The following is a 16,313-nucleotide window of genomic DNA, read 5'->3' on the forward strand; positions in this document are numbered from 1 at the left end:
ATCAGGAGTCAGGGACCAGTTATCAGTAAAACAGACTGATTCCAGATTCCCGATTCCTGACACAAAAGTGTTACATTATCTTTCTATTGTTTCATTCTAAAGTTGTTTATCTATATTAAGGGTTTACTAATTATCAATTATAAGTTGCGCTCTCTCATTAAAGAAGGTCTTATAACCTAAATAGATAAAGATAATTACTGTTAAAGCTACACTGCCTAATATCCCCAACATAATAGCTATCTGATACTCAATAGCAGTCAATGGTGCGACTCCAGAGAGAATCTGCCCCGTCATCATCCCTGGTAAGAAGATAATTCCCATCCCCATCATCGAATTGATTGTCGGCAAAATAGCTGAATTAAAGGCATTATTAACCACCTGTTGAGTAGCTCTTTTAGGTGTTGCACCCAACATCAATGCTGTTTCAACCTTAGCTTGATTCTCCTTAATTCCTGAAATCAATCGCTCTACCCCCAAGGATATTCCTGTCATTGAATTGCCGATGAGCATTCCTGCTAAAGGGATAAAGTACCTAGGGTCATACCAAGGATTTAAACCAATTACCACTAAGATAAAGTATAATATACTTGTTAAGGTACCAATAGCCATCGAGAAGGCTATGATCTTCTTCAACCTTAGATTAATCTCTGGATTCACCCTCTGATAAATATTATAAATAGCAAAGACCTCCATTACCATAATGATAATCACAGTAAATAAGTAATTATCTTGTTCAAAGATATATCCCAATAAATAACCTACTAGCACCAATTGTAAAGTCATTCTAGTAGTAGCCAATAATAATTCCTTATTCTTATCAATCTTTCTAACCTTTAAGAATATTGATAGAATAACTACAAAGATGTAAGCCGCCACTAACTGCCATAGCTGTAAATGAATAATACTGGTCTCTTCCATTTAATTCTCCTCCTCTCTAAGAACGCTCCCCTCTTCTAAAGTAATAATCTTATCACCATATTTTAAAGCAATATCCTTAGAATGGGTAATCATAATTAAAGTCTTATCTTTATTCTTCACATAATTGACTACTGTCTCAATTACCAACCTCTCCGTCTCTTGGTCTAAAGCTGAAGATGGTTCATCTAACAATACTACTTTCGGATTTAATATAAGCACTCTGGCTAAAGATAACCTCTGTTTCTCTCCCCCTGATAGCCTCTCAGCATTATCAGTTAATTCTTTGTTCAGGTGGACAACCTTTAATATCTCTTTCAACTCCTCTTCTTTAGGCGCTGATTCTTCTCTTAACCTAAAGGCTATCTCTAAATTATCCTTTATTGTCCCTGTGAAGATAACAGGGTTCTGAGCTAACATAATCACTTCTCTTCTCAACTCAACTGGATTGAGCTGATTAATATCTTGACCCTTATATAAAAGAGTTCCTGAATCTACACTGACCATATTATTCAACAACTTAAGTAAGGTTGACTTACCTGCTCCACTAGGACCAATAATTGTAGTTACCTTATTATTTGGAAATTCTAAGCTATCAATCTCTAAGATATTCTTGAACTTAACCTTTTCTAGACTGAACATTAAATTCACCTCCAAGGTTATTTAATCATTACCCCTTATTGATATAACTTATGCCAATAAAAGAGTTGGTATAATAAAATGATATTGCGACACTTTGTTCTTTGGTGGTTGGGGAGTTAGGGGGTAGATAGTTGGGTTTAAACCACCCACCAAACCACCTATCCACCTAATTCCAAAATATAACAACGCCCCCACTAACCAATAACCTCTATACTAAACTCTAAATAATAAATTATATTACTCCAAAATAAGTATAAGGAGAGGCTAGCCTCTCCTTATACTTATTCAAACCAACTCCTAGTTCTATTAGCAATCCCAACTAAAACCAGCATCACAGGTACTTCTACTAAAACTCCAACTACCGTTGCTAAAGCAGCTCCTGATTTGAGCCCAAATAGTGAGATAGCTGTCGCTACTGCTAGCTCAAAGAAGTTACTAGCTCCAATCATACTGGCTGGAGCAGCTACTGAATGGTCTAATTTAAGCAACTTAGCCCCACCATAAGCTATCACAAAGATAAAGAAGGTCTGAATTGTCAATGGTATTGCAATTAATAGAATATCTAATGGATTATTTAAGATAATATCACCTTGGAAAGAGAATAAAATAACCAATGTCAATAATAGACCAGTAATTGTAAAGTTACTTAGCTTGGCAAGATAGACATTCTCAAACCAGTTAATTCCCTTATTCTTAATCAGATAATTACGGGATAAATATCCTGCTACTAAAGGTACTAAGATATATAAGACTACCGATAACAGTATAGTATTATAAGGAACTATAAAGTCTGTCACTCCCAACAAAAAGATAACAATCGGTGCAAAGGCAAAGACCAAGACTAGATCATTAACTGCTACCTGTACTAAAGTATAACTGGCATCTCCATCAGTTAGGTAACTCCAGACAAAGACCATCGCTGTACAAGGGGCTGCTCCTAATAAAATCGCCCCAGCTATATACTGCTCTGCTAACTCTGGATTGATAAATGCTCCAAAAATATTCTTAAAGAATAACCAAGCAAAAAAAGCCATAGTAAAAGGCTTAATCAGCCAGTTAACAACTAAGGTTAATGCCAGACCTTTAGGTTTTCTCCCTGCTTCTAAGATACTACCAAAATCAATCTGCACCATCATTGGATAGATCATAAACCAAATTAAAATAGCTACTGGAATAGAGACCTGAGCATATTCAAACTGGCTTAAAGTCTCTGGAATAATCGGTAAAAAGCGTCCAACTCCAATTCCGATTACAATACATAATGCCACCCAAAGTGTTAAGTATCTTTCAAAAAATCCCAATCCTTCTTTCTTTTCTTTCACTTCTGCTTGACTCATAAAATATTCCTCCTTAAACTAATCTTAAAATAATAATTTTAGTGTAACATCGATTAATGGGTATAGTGCGACACTTTCGTGTCGGGAACCAGGAATCTGGAATCAGTATAGTTTGCAGGTTCCTGATAACTGATTCCAGATTCCTAAAATTGATACAATATCATTCTATTGTATCAATTTGCAATCATCTAGCTAATCCCTGTTGTAAAGACTTCAACTAACTCTTCAGCTAAATCTGTCTTTTTAAGAGCAGCAGTTAGCTTATCTACTGGGTAGATAACCTCAATAAACTCTGTCTTTACCTTGCTATCAACAACCTCAATAATCGTATAAATAGCATTAGGATTACCATGCTTAGGCTTACCAATACTACCTACATTCATCATATGCTTATCATTGATTATTTTGTGGTAAGGTAAGTGGGTATGTCCACAGACCAAAATATCCTCTGTTAACTCTTGAGCTACCTCTTTAACCTCTTGACTATCTTCATATAAGTACTCATTAATCTTTCTTGGACTACCATGGACAAACAAAGCAGTCTGATCCTCTAGCTCTAGAGTCAAGCTAAAAGGTAGATTAGCTAAAAAATCTTTATTCTCTTCACTAGTCTCCATAGCAGTATAATTGATAGAAGACATCCCTATCTTTTGAGCACGCTCTGTCTTATAATCACAGCCACAGGCAATCCTCTTATTCCCAATAGCATCATCATAATTACCTTGAATAGTCTTAATTCCTTCCTCTTTAATCCTAGCAATTACCTCATTGGGAAAAGGTCCATAACCTACTAAATCACCAGTACAGACTATCTCATCTACATTCCTTCCTTTGATATCCTCTAAGACACTCTCTAAAGCAAAGATATTACCGTGCACATCTGAAATTACAGCTATTCTCATTCTAAATCCCCCTTTATTAATAACTCTTAATATTTTTAAAGCTATGTACTACTTTAACTCTAACTTAAACTTATACTCAAACTCAACTGCAACCACTCTTCTTAATAGAACAACCTTCTGGCTTAGTAACCAATAACTGTAGATTATCCTGTAAAGACTTAAACTTCTCTTGATTCAACTCATAATCCATCCACCTACCACGCTTAGTAGCAATGATTAAATCAACATTCTTTAGTATCTTTAAATGATGAGAGATATTTGGTTGGCTCAAATCCAACTGCTCAACTATATCACACACACACATCTTACCACAGGATAATAAATTGACAATCTCTAACCTACTATTGTCTGCTAAAGCCTTTAACACTTCTGTCATATCTGTAATATTATCCATCACTCTTCCTCTCCTATTAAAGTCCCAACTAACACATAAACATATTTATATTTATTTATATATTAGCATTGATTAGTATTTTTGTAAAGTTAACTTTTCGTTAACTCTTTATGTTATCTATATCCAGTTTTGCGGTAATGTAATATGGGATATTGCGACACTTTTAAAATTAGCGTGAGTGGGTGTGTGAGTGTGAATAAACCCTAATAAAAAGAAGTTTTACACACACTCACACTCACAGCTCACACTCGACACAAAGTGTCGCAATATCACTATCAAGCATAACTTTATCACAATTTTATATACCATAAAAATAAAGATGCTCCAGATTATCAGGAGCACCTTTATTAGTTATATTAATTCGATTAGCCGCTTACTTTCTATCTTTCCTTTGATATCATTTAAGTCCTTACCTAAGTTTGTTTCAATAGCTGCTACCATTGCACCCTCTACTAAAGGTGCACTACTTACCACTACATTACTATAGCCTTCTAATTCCAAAATCTCTAGAGCCATCTTAGAGTTCATCAAGGAACTACCTACGTCTCCGATTATAATAACACCCTTATCAGTATATAATTCCTCAACAGCCTCTATGATATCCTCTATATCTGTTCCAATTCCTCCATATCCATCGCCACCAATTGAAATTAGAGGTATCTCTCTGGGAACAAGTTCTTTGACTAATTCTTCTATTCCCTCGGCAATTTTATTACTATGTGAAACTACTAATATTCCAATCATTCCCACTTTCCCTCCTTTATTTAGCTTATATCAGTCCATTTCATAAAATATGATTTCAGCAATTAATTCATTATTATTAATAAAATCTTATTATACTTATAATTTAAATGAATTCTTTATTAAATAATTATTTCAGGTAATTATGAAATTTCCTGAAACTCTGTATTTATTATATTCTATCAGATTATAATAAAAATTTCATCTTATATTTAGCCTTAAGCGATAATATACTTATGTCATTAACCTAAAAAATATTACCACTTAAAGAAATACTACTTCTCAGAGTTAGATAAAGGAGTTATAGGAAGATTAATCTACTCTATTTCTATTAAAAATAGACTCAAATATTGTCACAAATTATAAAGGTGTTGGCAGATAGCCAACACTTTTATAATTAATCAATCAACTAATAACTTCCCATCCTTCATAATTAATTCGCCATCAATCTCAACTGTTGGCTTTTCGATAATCCCATCTAAATGACTATCTACTGAAACCACTCCTCCCATTCCAGCATTATCACCAATAGCAATATGAACCGTTCCTAAGACCTTCTCATCCTCCAATGTATTTCCTGTTAATCGAGCCTTATCATTGGTTCCAATCCCTAACTCGGCTATATTCCGAGCATCTTTTCCATAGGGTTGGATGATCTCTCTTAGCCTTTCAGCTGCCTTGGTACCTTTAATCTCTGTAACATATCCATCTTCTACAATCAGCTCAATCTCTTCAGTATGTACTTTAGCTTCAGCCATTGAACCATCAACTACAAATTTCCCTTGACTCTTTCCTTCTATCGGAGCTATATAAGCTTCGCCAGCAGGAAGATTCCCAAACTCTCCTGAGTTATGATAGATACCTGTATCTGGATGACCTTCTCTTCCTTCAATTATCATCTTAATATTGGTTCCATTTGGTGCTGTTACTTTAACCTCTTTACCCATAGTCAACTTCTCAGCAACCTTTAATCCTCTCTCTTTAATCACCTCATAATCTGCATTTAAAGCTCGCTTCATCATCTCTTCTGTCACATCTGGCATAGTAGTAGCCCTTGCTCCAGCATCACAAGCATCGATTCTGGCTTTAGTATGAGATAACGATTTAGAAGTAGGCATAATCACTACATCAGCAAACCTCATAGCTTTAGCAATTAACTTAGGCGGCTCTGCTCCATGATTTTTACGTGAGATCATTTCAGTCAAGATCGCCTCTGCTCCCAACTCTTTAGCTGCTGCAAAGATAAGCTCACCAATCTTCTTTTTCGGCTCATCTACAATAATTAAGACTTGCTCTCCTTCTTTTACTGCCAAACAATCTTTAACAACTATTCTAGCTGCATCCTGTAATTTATTCATATCAATCCCCTTTCTAAATATTTAGGCTATATATTATAATTTTAATCATTTCATATTTCATTATACTAACTTACATTCTATATAATAGTTTTATTTATATTAATAATCTCATAAATCAACAAAATTATTCAACTTATTCACCCACTCATTTCTTCCCCAAAATGAATATAAATGTTCCTTACCATCTTTAGTCATAACCTTCATTCCTACAGGCATTATACACATAAAATTAAATTTATCAACAACTATAATATCATCTAATTTAATTATTACTCTTTTATTTTTTAGTATTGGCTTAAAGATTAGAGTGTCACTCTTTAAATAGAGTGTTCCTACTTGTGCCCAAATAGAAGTTAGAAAATAATTTACATATTTTTTTGTTATTATAAGCTCATCTTCTTTAGTATTTTCTTTTTCTAAAATTAATATATCTTTTTGAAAATTGGAAATACCATCTAATTCTTTAGATTCTACCTCTAAATCATCAGAAGATAATTCAATACTACTTTCAACTTCATATCTTAATCTATCTCTCTTATTTTCAATTTTATTATATTCACTATCATCTAATATAGCTACTTCATTTAAACCACCCTCAATTTCCTTCCTAATTTGAAAATTCTCCTTTTCCAAGAGAAACTCCCTTTTTAAAATTTTTGCTTTATCCACTTTTTCTTTTAATTCATTCAACCTTTTATTGTATATTGTAATAAGTTTTTCTTTATTGTCTATTATTTCATCATATTTTCTATATTTTGTTATCATTTTCTCTTTTTTATACAAAAAATCTTTAGATAAATCTTCTTTATTCTCCTTTAATGCTTCTTTAGCTTGATTGTAATAAAAATCTATTTTATTTTCAACCTCTTCTCTATTAGCTTTAATCTGATCGATAGACTCTATATACTTTTTAATAGACTTTTCAATCTGATAACATTTTATTTGCATACATTTAATGTTTTCTTTTAAATTATCTAATAATAAGCCATCTTCATTATTATAGCTTTGATTAGATAAGAAGGGAATCTTATCTCTAGTAATATACAATAAATTCTTCTCTATAGGGAGGATACCATATATAATTAATCCTACTATTACAGCTCCTAATACATTAAAATTATAAAAAGATAAAAACAGTATTACTAAACCAGTGATACCAAAGATTGACCTTAATATTTTAATTTCTAAATCAAACTTTTTATTTTCTTCCGAATTCAAAGGAATAGCAAGTAAACTTATTAAACTGACAATAATACCTAATAATAAATTCCTTTTACTAAAAGCTACCATAGCAAACAACAAAAGGCTTAATCCAGAAAACCACTTTATAACCTTGATAAACTTTTTCATTAAGATATCACCACCACTTAAGTTATGCTTGTAACTATAATATAAAATTTATTTTTATAATCCTGATAAGTTACTCTAAGCTTACTTCTTTAGCTACAAGATAATATGAATCATAGTCATCACTATATCTAAATACAAGTCCTTCTACGGTAACCTTATTTCCACTAGAGTTGGGCTGATTTAAAATTAAAGCTTGCACCTTTGGTGGGAGTTTTGAATAAAAAATCTCTACTTCATTTTTACCCTCCATAATAAAAAATGATTTTCTCTCTGGGTCTTTTATATCAAATTTACCTGTTAACTCTACATACTTATTCAGATAATTATCAGGCTCCAGAAGGATTTGGTTATAAGTAGCTTTTTGAATATTATATTCTGATAACGTTTCAGACTTAATACCCTTTAATTTATCATAAACAGTAGTCCCATTTATATGATAATTAAATCGAGCATAATCGATTGCCCTGTTGCCATACTTATCTTCTAAAGTAATATCTGCCCCTTCTTCTAGTAATGCCATTATTACTCCTGGATTATTATTATGCTGAGCCGCCCACATCACTGAGCTTCTGCCAAGATAATCTTGATAATTAACTTTAGCCCCTTTTTGGATTAGAGCTCTAATTACATCTATATTTCTATTCTGATAGGCTGCAAACATCAATGGAGTACAGCCATCATGGTCCTTAGCATTAATATCTGCATCATTTTCTATTATAAGATTTATTATATCAAGGCTCTCAATATCTCTTGCAGCTTTCATTAGAGGCGTGATACCTTCGTTATCTTTGGTATTAACTTTACTACCATTAGCAAGCAATACCTTAAAGACCTCTGGATTATCATTATTTTGGCTTGCCCAGTCTAAGGCTGTCTGACTATTAATATCCAGTTCATTGACTTTAGCACCCTCTTTAATTAGAGTTTTAAATATTTCTGCATTTTTATTGTGGTAAGCAGCATACATTAGTGGAGTACAGCCATCCTTATCCTTGGCATTAACATCTGCTCCATGCTCAATTAAAAGTGCAACAACATCATTATAAGTGCTATATTGTACCGCATACATTAATGGGGTTCTATCATCATTATCTCTGGTATTAACCTTTGCCCCCTTATTAATTTTTTCCTCTATAACCTCTATACTCTCCTTATTTAAGATTGAATTTATTAAGGAAGTTTCACCTTGATTATCTTTAGTTATCTTTTCTTGCTTACTCTCTTGAGTTATATTAGTAGTTGAACTAGGTGAAGATTTGATTCCAAGTAAAGAGTATAGATTAAATATCAAAACTAAAGATATAAAAATTACTTTAATGGTCTTATCTATCTGCCTATTCATTCGCCTCCTCCTTCTAAGTTTCTATAATATTTTTAAAATTATCTATTGTTATTTTATAGATTATAGCTGTGATCCTTCACTTATCTCTGCTTTTAACTTTAATAACTCTTCATTTAGAGTCTGATTATCCTCTAATTTCTCAAACTCCTCTTCTAAATCATTCTTTTCAACATTATTATAGAATTCATTACTAGCCTCAGTCTTAATCCTTAACTTCCCTATTCTCTCTTCTACTATTTTTAAATTTTGATCATTTATCTCCTCTATATCAGCTAGGGTAGTATTAATTTTTGTGGTAATATTGGCATTCTCCTTCTCTGCAATCAGTTCATCTCTCATATTTTCTGCTTCTTCTATCTCTCTAGTTAATTCATCTAATTTTAATAAATGAGAATCAAGGCTAGCCTTTCTATGTTCTGCCTGTTCTCTATATTCATAATAGAGCTTCTCAAATCTCTTCTTATGCCTTAGAACCTCTCTTGCCTTTGCTTCATTATTATCTTCCAAAGCAGATTTGGCTCTTTTTTGGCAGTAATTCATCTTCTTCTTGGCTTCTTGTTCTTTATCCTCAGCCTCTTTTAGTAATTCAACAGAGGTTCTAACTGTGCTCTGAATTTTATTGTGCATCTCTTTCATGTACTTAATATCCTCCTCTATATCAGCTAGAACATCTTCTATTTCATCATCCGTCTTTAAATCACTATTAGCTTTTGAACTCTTTAAGAAGAAATTGATAGGAAAGATAAAATAAACAATAAATACTATTAATAATGCTAAAAATAACTTAAATGATGCTAAGGTACCTATAACCATTAATGAGAAGAATAATGCAGCTATTATTCTAATAAATAATAAAAATTTCTCTTCTCCATCTAATTCTCCATTGTCTTTCTTATCTATCTCTTTTAGCCTTCCTCTTGGAGCAATTAAATAGCCCATAATAATAAATACTGTACCAGCAATCGTACTGCCACCACCATCTTGCCACAAGCCAATAGCTAATAGAAGAAAAAATAAAGCAACTATCAACCTTGTTATTTCCATAAACTTTCTTAACAACCAAAATACCTCCTTTAGACAAAAATATAAACTCAGCCAACTATATTCTTTATTTATCAATCAGATATTAACTATTTTATTCTCAATAACCTATAAATTTCCTTTTAAAATTAAAATATATTAATTTCTATCTCTAAATATAAATAAGCAAGTATCATTGATGATACTTGCTTATTTATATTTACTATTTAATTTTACTCAAATATCAGCAAAAAATAAAAAAAATCTGAGCTTTACTCAGAAGATAAAAGTGGTACCGAGGGTCGGACTCGAACCGACACGGGAGTTAAATCCCACCGGATTTTAAGTCCGGTGCGTCTGCCTATTCCGCCACCTCGGCAAACTGCTAATTTACAATTAGCAATATACAATCTACAATTCAATCTTTAAGCTTTTAGCTATTAATCGTTCATTGTCAACTGTACATTGACAATTGTTTTTTTATGGAGGCGGCACCCAGATTTGAACTGGGGAATAAAGGATTTGCAGTCCTCTGCCTTACCACTTGGCTATGCCGCCATAAAGTTCAGTTGACAGTGTATAGTGTACAGTTTAAAGTTAAAATCATCAAAGACCTTAAATCTTTTGAACTTAACTGTTCACTGTTAACTCTCATCTGTTAACTGTATTTTTGCTACCCCTTCATGTTTTAAAAAGTAAAAACACTTCGTGATAATCTTAATTTTAGTGGTACCCCCAAGGGGATTCGAACCCCTGTCGCTGGGATGAAAACCCAGTATCCTAGGCCACTAGACGATGGGGGCATAGGATTTATTAGTTGACAGTGTTTATTAGTTGACAGTGTATAGTGTACAGTGTACAGTTTACAGTTAAAACATTAAGTTCTTAAATCTCTTGATTTTGAACTTAACTGTCCACTGTCAATTGTAAACTGTTAACTGAATTTAAATGGTGTGACGGGCTCGATGCCCAAATACCGAAAACTTCATTGCGTTTTAAAATCAGAAGTTTTTGGTGAGCCATGGAGGATTTGAACCTCCGACACCCTGATTAAAAGTCAGGTGCTCTACCGACTGAGCTAATGGCCCATATGTTAGTTACTAAATACCCCAACATTTATATATGTTATAATAGTCATACCTAAATGTCAAGAAAAAACCATAAAAAATTAATTAGCCAATGTTTCCTTTCTTTGTAGCACCTCTACATAATAATATATTCAGAGATAATTGTCAAGAAATTTAATGATTTTTCTGCTAATTTAATAAAGGGATAAATAATTTGCTGAAAATAGCAAATTATTTAGGACCTTCTATGACTGTTGGTGAATCATAATTAATAATAAAATAAGACAATAAGTACTTTTCACAATCAGACTTAAACTATGGCTATAAAGTATTATATTTAGCCACAAGCTTTTAGACTTGTGACTAATTTAGATAATCTTATTATTCTATAATCTTCTCACCCTTAGGTAACCAACTATTAATCAATTCTAAATTATCATCTACAAATTTTCTAGCTGCTTCTTCTGGAGAAGATCCATCTTGTATCATATTCATAACTTCACCCAGTTGTTGAGTTGTTAACTTATAATTTTCTAAAATTTGAGCAACTTCTGGTAAATCAGATTTGATTTCTTTTCTACCAAGACTTTTAATACTTTCTGCTTCTCCATAAGCACCTTTAGAGTCTTGGAGATACTTAAGATCAAATTCAGCCCACATCCAATGTGGAGTCCAACCTGTTACTACTATTGCTTTCTTATTATCAATTGCTTTCTTCAAACTAGCAGTCATTGCTGGTCCACTAGTTTTAGCTAACTTCCAATCATTTAAGTCATAAGCTGGCATCACTTTATTCTCAGTAATTTCCATAATACCTGCCCCTGGGTCAATACCTACAATTTGATTATTAAATCCTTTACTATAATTTTTTAACTCAGAAATATTATTAGCCTCCACATAAGAGGGTACCACTAAACCAATTTTAGCACCATTAAAGTTAGCTCCTAGGTCTACCAATTTATCAGAACGTTTTTCCCAGTAAGACTTATGAGTCTTTGGTAACCAAGCACAAACAATAGCATCAATATCACCTCTAGCTAAACCTTCAAACATCGCACCTGCTTGTAATACTGGAGTCTCTACAACATATCCAACTCTTTCTAATACTTCTTTTACTAAATATGTAGAAGCTTCAGCTGATGCCCATTGTACATATCCGATCTTAACTTTTTCTTTTGTCTGATTTTTTTGCTCAGTCTTGCCTCCTTGTTGCCCCGATTTAAGTAGCCCACAACCACTTAACAATAATGTAATCACTAATAAGCTAATTACTAAATAATTATTTTTTTTCATTTAAACATCTCCCTTGAAATTAATATAAACACTACTACTAATTATAAACTGTATTGCAAATATGTTTCAAATAAATATAGAGGCCTAATATATAGTCAAGATATTATACAATACCCCAGAAAATATTAAACCTCCATAATAATCACTTAAATCTAATTTACAACTTCAGTTCCTGAAAGCCACTTAGTAAGCAATTCAGGATGATTTTCAACAAATTCTTTAGCAGCTTCTTCTGCTTCCATGCCATTTTTAATTTTTAACATTACAGCACCTAATTGTTCTGTTGTAATTCGATAATTTTCTAAGAATTGAGCCACTTCAGGTAAATCATCTTTAATTCCAGGACGCCCTATACTTTTAATATATTCACCATCACCCATTGTTAAATCTGGATCTTTTAAAAACTTAAGATCCCATTTAGCCCATTTCCAATGAGGCTTCCAACCTGCAACGGCAATCCATTCTTTATTCTTAATAGCTCTAGCTAATTCTGCAGTCATAGCTGGACCACTACTGTCAATTACTTCCCAGTCCTCTAGATCATAATTAGGAATAACTTTATCCTTAATTACAATCATTTCTGCAGCTCCAGGATCAATCCCGACTATTCTTTTATCAAACTTATCAGCATAATCTTTAAGTTCAGCCAAACTATTAGCTTCAACATATTTAGGAACCACAATTCCAATTTGAGCTGCTAAATAGTTATTATTTAATTCAATTAATTGATCCTTGAATTTATTCCAATAATTTACATCTGTATCTGGTAGCCATGAGCAAACAAAAGCATCTATCTCTCCATTGGCTGCACCTTGATACATTGCACCAGTTTGTAATACTGGTGTCTCAACTTCATAATTCATTCTTTCCAAAACTTCTTTGACAATATGTGTTGAAGCTTCTGCTGATGCCCATTGTACATATCCTATCTTAACTTTTCCTTTGCTTTGTTCTTGCTTAGTCTGTTCTTCTTGTGGACTTTTAAGTAAGCCACATCCTGTTAATGTTAATGCTAAGATAACTACTAATCCAATATACATTTTAATTTTAACTTTTAAAATAATAAATTCCTCCAAGATATTTTTAAATATTTTTAGTGATACCACTAGTAATTCTATCTAAAATAATTGCTAAAATTACAACTGCTAATCCAGCTTCAAATCCAATTCCAATCTCCATTCTTTGAATACCATTTAAAACTTCTCCACCTAATCCACTTGCTCCAATCATAGAAGCAATAACAACCATTGATAAGGAAAGCATAATAGACTGATTAACACCGGTCATGATTGCTGGTAATGCTAATGGTAATTTGATTTTAACTAGCATCTGTATAGGAGTTGAACCAAAAGAATGTCCCACCTCCTCTAATTCATCAGGAACCTGCTGTAAACCTAATTTAGTCAATCTAATAGCAGGTGGCATGGAAAAAATTACAGTAGCCATAATTCCTGGAACATTACCAATTCCAAAAAACATTACTGCCGGAATTAAATAAACAAAAGGTGGCATAGTCTGCATAAAATCTAACACAGGAGTAACTAATCTATCTAATAATCTGTTATTACTAATCAAAATCCCCATAGGTATACCTAATAATAAAGCAATTATAGTTGCTACCAAAACCAATACAAAGGTCTCTATAGTTACAACCCATAATCCCATTCCAAATATCAATAGCAAACCTAAAAAAGTAAATATAGCAACTTTCTTATCTGCTACAACCCAAGCAATAATTACAAAGCCTAAAATAATAATTAAAGGTGGTAGTGATAATAAAGCTGAACTAGTACTATCCATAAATCCACCAATTACCCTTGAAATAAAATCAAATAATGGTCCAAAATGAGCTAACAAAAAATCTATTAATTTTTCTATACTAGTACCAATACCCAAATCCATCTATATTACCTCCTCTGCAACTAAATTAGCTAGCACATCACTTTTTACTATAACTCCTAATAATTTGTTATTATCATTTATTACCGGTAACGGAACATTTAAATCAGCTATATCTGCAAATAATTCATCTAGATTTTCTTCTGGACTAGCAATTCTGGTCTCTTTAATTAAGCCCGATAAATCTTTTTGTCCTTTTTTAACAGCCTTCAAAGCTTCTTCCATACTAACTATTCCTTTATACTGCCGATGTTTTCCTATTACAAAAATACTAGTAATCTCACTTTCTCTCATTTTATGAATAGCCGTTCTTGGGCCATCACTTTCATAAAGTAAAGCTAATGGTTTATTCATAATATCTTCAGCAGTTAAAACTTTAGAACGATTAACACCTTGTACAAACTCTCTGATATAATCATTCTCAGCATTGTTTAATATCTCTTCTGGAGTACCGATTTGAATAATACTCCCATCTTTCATAATCGCAATCCGATCCCCTAATTTTAACGCTTCATCTAGGTCATGAGTGATAAATATGATAGTCTTGTCTAACTCCTCATACAACTCTAATAATCTATCTTGCATATCCCTTTTGATTAAAGGGTCTAAAGCACTAAAAGGCTCATCCATCAATAAAATATCAGGATTAATTGCTAAGGCACGTGCTAATCCTACTCTCTGTTGCATCCCGCCACTTAACTGATCTGGATATTGTTCTTCCCAACCTGCTAGTCCTACACGCTCTAAAGCATCTTTAGCTTTTATCTCTCTTTTATCTTGAGGAACATTTTGAATTTCTAAGCCAAACTCAGCATTCTCTAAGATTGTTCTATTTGGTAACAGTCCAAAGTTTTGAAATACCATCCCAAACTTATCCCTTCTAACTTCTCTTAACTCTTCCTTGCTTAAATCAGTTAATCTAACACCATCTAGCTTAACCTCTCCTGCTGTTGGTTCAATCAACCTATTAAGACACCTCAACAAAGTTGATTTACCACTCCCTGATAATCCCATAATTACAAAGATCTCTTTAGAATTGATTTCAAAATTTGCATTATTAACTCCTACTGTTAACCCCGTCTCTTTGAATACCTCTTCTTTTGAATAACCATCTTCAAGTAAATCAATCGCTTTTTCTGGTTTTTTACCAAAAACTTTATAAAGGTTATTCACTTCAATCTTATCCACTTATTCAACCTCCTATAATATTTTTATTTATTGATAAATTTTAATATGTACAAGGATATCTTAAGATAATATATAGCTAAATGTATTCTTACATTAAATAGCTTATCCAATATCTGTAGCTATAAATCTTTTTCCGGATTATATATTATTTCTATATTACCAAAAGATACTTGCAACAAAAAATCTTTGGAAGATTCCAAAGATTTAAATATATATAATCATTTAATGAGACCTCTTATTAATAATCTTACCACTCATAAATGTTATAATATATAACTTGCTTTGTCAAATTACCTCAAACTAAATCATCATCTATTAGAGAAGTCAAGGAAATATATTCCTGTTAATTATAGAAATATAATTTAACTAAAATCAAATCTGATTTAGGGATAAAGCCAACATCGTATAAATGGTAATTCTTTAACTTGGGATTTATCTCCTTGGCTTTTTTGATAAAAGCACGTAACTCTTCAATTAAATGTAAGGAATCTGTATCTTGAGAATTATCTAAATCTATATAACGATTGATAGTTAATAAATTCTTGTTCATAATATTCCTCCTTAGTCCTTCTATATATTATAATATGCGAGTCGCATTGATTGTGTGAAAATTTATCTAAAACATTCAAAGAAAACTCCATCTAAGCCATGTATTAGGTGGAGATGAATTTGGATAATATTTATAAGGTTCAACACCTTCAAATATTCAAGTTACTATGATACAATATTAGATACAAGGTTATAAAAAACAGTAATGCTAACCTATAACTTAGGTTCAGCCCCTTGTCGTACAAGTGAATATATGGAGTTACAAACACTAATCCTTGTTTGTGTAAAATATTCAAGGTATCGTAAGGATTAATGT

15 protein-coding genes and 4 tRNA genes are annotated in these 16,313 nt (G+C 32.3%); all 19 read right to left on the minus strand.

Annotated elements, in window-relative coordinates:
• Nucleotides 1–126 precede the first annotated feature (126 nt).
• The 19 genes from ACTCDL_RS10530 to ACTCDL_RS10620 all read right to left on the minus strand — a co-directional run bounded on the left by ACTCDL_RS10530 (nucleotide 127) and on the right by ACTCDL_RS10620 (nucleotide 15,998).
• Complete coding sequence (locus ACTCDL_RS10530) at nucleotides 127–918, minus strand: ABC transporter permease (protein ID WP_463176431.1); 792 nt, start codon at nucleotides 916–918, stop codon at nucleotides 127–129.
• Nucleotides 919–1,557 (minus strand): ABC transporter ATP-binding protein, encoded by a 639-nt coding sequence (locus ACTCDL_RS10535; protein ID WP_463176432.1) that lies wholly within the window; start codon nucleotides 1,555–1,557, stop codon nucleotides 919–921. It lies immediately after the preceding gene.
• Nucleotides 1,558–1,838: 281 nt separating this feature from the next.
• The gene (gene arsB / locus ACTCDL_RS10540; RefSeq protein WP_463176433.1) at nucleotides 1,839–2,894 is read right to left on the minus strand and encodes an ACR3 family arsenite efflux transporter; all 1,056 of its coding nucleotides are present in this window, start codon (nucleotides 2,892–2,894) and stop codon (nucleotides 1,839–1,841) included.
• A 188-nt stretch (nucleotides 2,895–3,082) separates the two neighbouring features.
• Nucleotides 3,083–3,796: a metallophosphoesterase family protein gene (locus ACTCDL_RS10545; RefSeq protein WP_463176434.1), complete on the minus strand. Its 714-nt coding sequence runs from the start codon at nucleotides 3,794–3,796 to the stop codon at nucleotides 3,083–3,085.
• 82 nt (nucleotides 3,797–3,878) lie between these two features.
• Complete coding sequence (locus ACTCDL_RS10550; RefSeq protein ID WP_463176436.1) at nucleotides 3,879–4,190, minus strand: ArsR/SmtB family transcription factor; 312 nt, start codon at nucleotides 4,188–4,190, stop codon at nucleotides 3,879–3,881.
• Nucleotides 4,191–4,541: 351 nt separating this feature from the next.
• Nucleotides 4,542–4,934, minus strand: a complete 393-nt coding sequence (dhaM, locus tag ACTCDL_RS10555) for a dihydroxyacetone kinase phosphoryl donor subunit DhaM (RefSeq protein ID WP_463176437.1) — start codon at nucleotides 4,932–4,934, stop codon at nucleotides 4,542–4,544.
• 398 nt (nucleotides 4,935–5,332) lie between these two features.
• Nucleotides 5,333–6,289 (minus strand): aminopeptidase, encoded by a 957-nt coding sequence (locus ACTCDL_RS10560; protein WP_463176438.1) that lies wholly within the window; start codon nucleotides 6,287–6,289, stop codon nucleotides 5,333–5,335.
• A 108-nt stretch (nucleotides 6,290–6,397) separates the two neighbouring features.
• On the minus strand, nucleotides 6,398–7,639 hold the full coding sequence (locus ACTCDL_RS10565; protein ID WP_463176441.1) for a PspA/IM30 family protein: 1,242 nt from the start codon (nucleotides 7,637–7,639) through the stop codon (nucleotides 6,398–6,400).
• 70 nt (nucleotides 7,640–7,709) lie between these two features.
• Entirely contained in the window at nucleotides 7,710–8,981 is a 1,272-nt protein-coding gene (locus ACTCDL_RS10570; RefSeq protein ID WP_463176443.1) for an ankyrin repeat domain-containing protein, read from the minus strand.
• 60 nt (nucleotides 8,982–9,041) lie between these two features.
• The gene (locus ACTCDL_RS10575) at nucleotides 9,042–10,040 is read right to left on the minus strand and encodes a PspA/IM30 family protein (protein WP_463176444.1); all 999 of its coding nucleotides are present in this window, start codon (nucleotides 10,038–10,040) and stop codon (nucleotides 9,042–9,044) included.
• A gap of 251 nt (nucleotides 10,041–10,291) precedes the next feature.
• Nucleotides 10,292–10,380: transfer RNA gene (locus ACTCDL_RS10580), tRNA-Leu, on the minus strand.
• Nucleotides 10,381–10,484: 104 nt separating this feature from the next.
• Nucleotides 10,485–10,559 (minus strand) — tRNA-Cys (locus tag ACTCDL_RS10585).
• A gap of 169 nt (nucleotides 10,560–10,728) precedes the next feature.
• A tRNA-Glu gene (locus tag ACTCDL_RS10590) sits at nucleotides 10,729–10,804 on the minus strand.
• 209 nt (nucleotides 10,805–11,013) lie between these two features.
• A tRNA-Lys gene (locus ACTCDL_RS10595) sits at nucleotides 11,014–11,089 on the minus strand.
• Between the two features lie 360 nt (nucleotides 11,090–11,449).
• Complete coding sequence (locus tag ACTCDL_RS10600) at nucleotides 11,450–12,361, minus strand: glycine betaine ABC transporter substrate-binding protein (protein WP_463176445.1); 912 nt, start codon at nucleotides 12,359–12,361, stop codon at nucleotides 11,450–11,452.
• Between the two features lie 152 nt (nucleotides 12,362–12,513).
• A complete protein-coding gene (locus ACTCDL_RS10605) occupies nucleotides 12,514–13,401 on the minus strand; it encodes a glycine betaine ABC transporter substrate-binding protein (RefSeq protein ID WP_463176446.1) in 888 nt (295 codons plus the stop codon).
• Nucleotides 13,402–13,444: 43 nt separating this feature from the next.
• Nucleotides 13,445–14,263 carry an ABC transporter permease gene (locus ACTCDL_RS10610; RefSeq protein WP_463176447.1) on the minus strand — a complete coding sequence of 273 codons (819 nt, stop codon included), beginning with the start codon at nucleotides 14,261–14,263 and terminating at the stop codon, nucleotides 13,445–13,447.
• Nucleotides 14,264–15,448, minus strand: coding sequence for a quaternary amine ABC transporter ATP-binding protein (locus ACTCDL_RS10615; RefSeq protein WP_463176448.1), 1,185 nt, complete (start codon nucleotides 15,446–15,448; stop codon nucleotides 14,264–14,266). It lies immediately after the preceding gene.
• Nucleotides 15,449–15,791: 343 nt separating this feature from the next.
• Nucleotides 15,792–15,998 (minus strand): hypothetical protein, encoded by a 207-nt coding sequence (locus tag ACTCDL_RS10620; RefSeq protein WP_463176449.1) that lies wholly within the window; start codon nucleotides 15,996–15,998, stop codon nucleotides 15,792–15,794.
• Between the last annotated feature and the right edge of the window lie 315 nt (nucleotides 15,999–16,313).

It is taken from the genome of Orenia sp. (assembly GCF_055140805.1).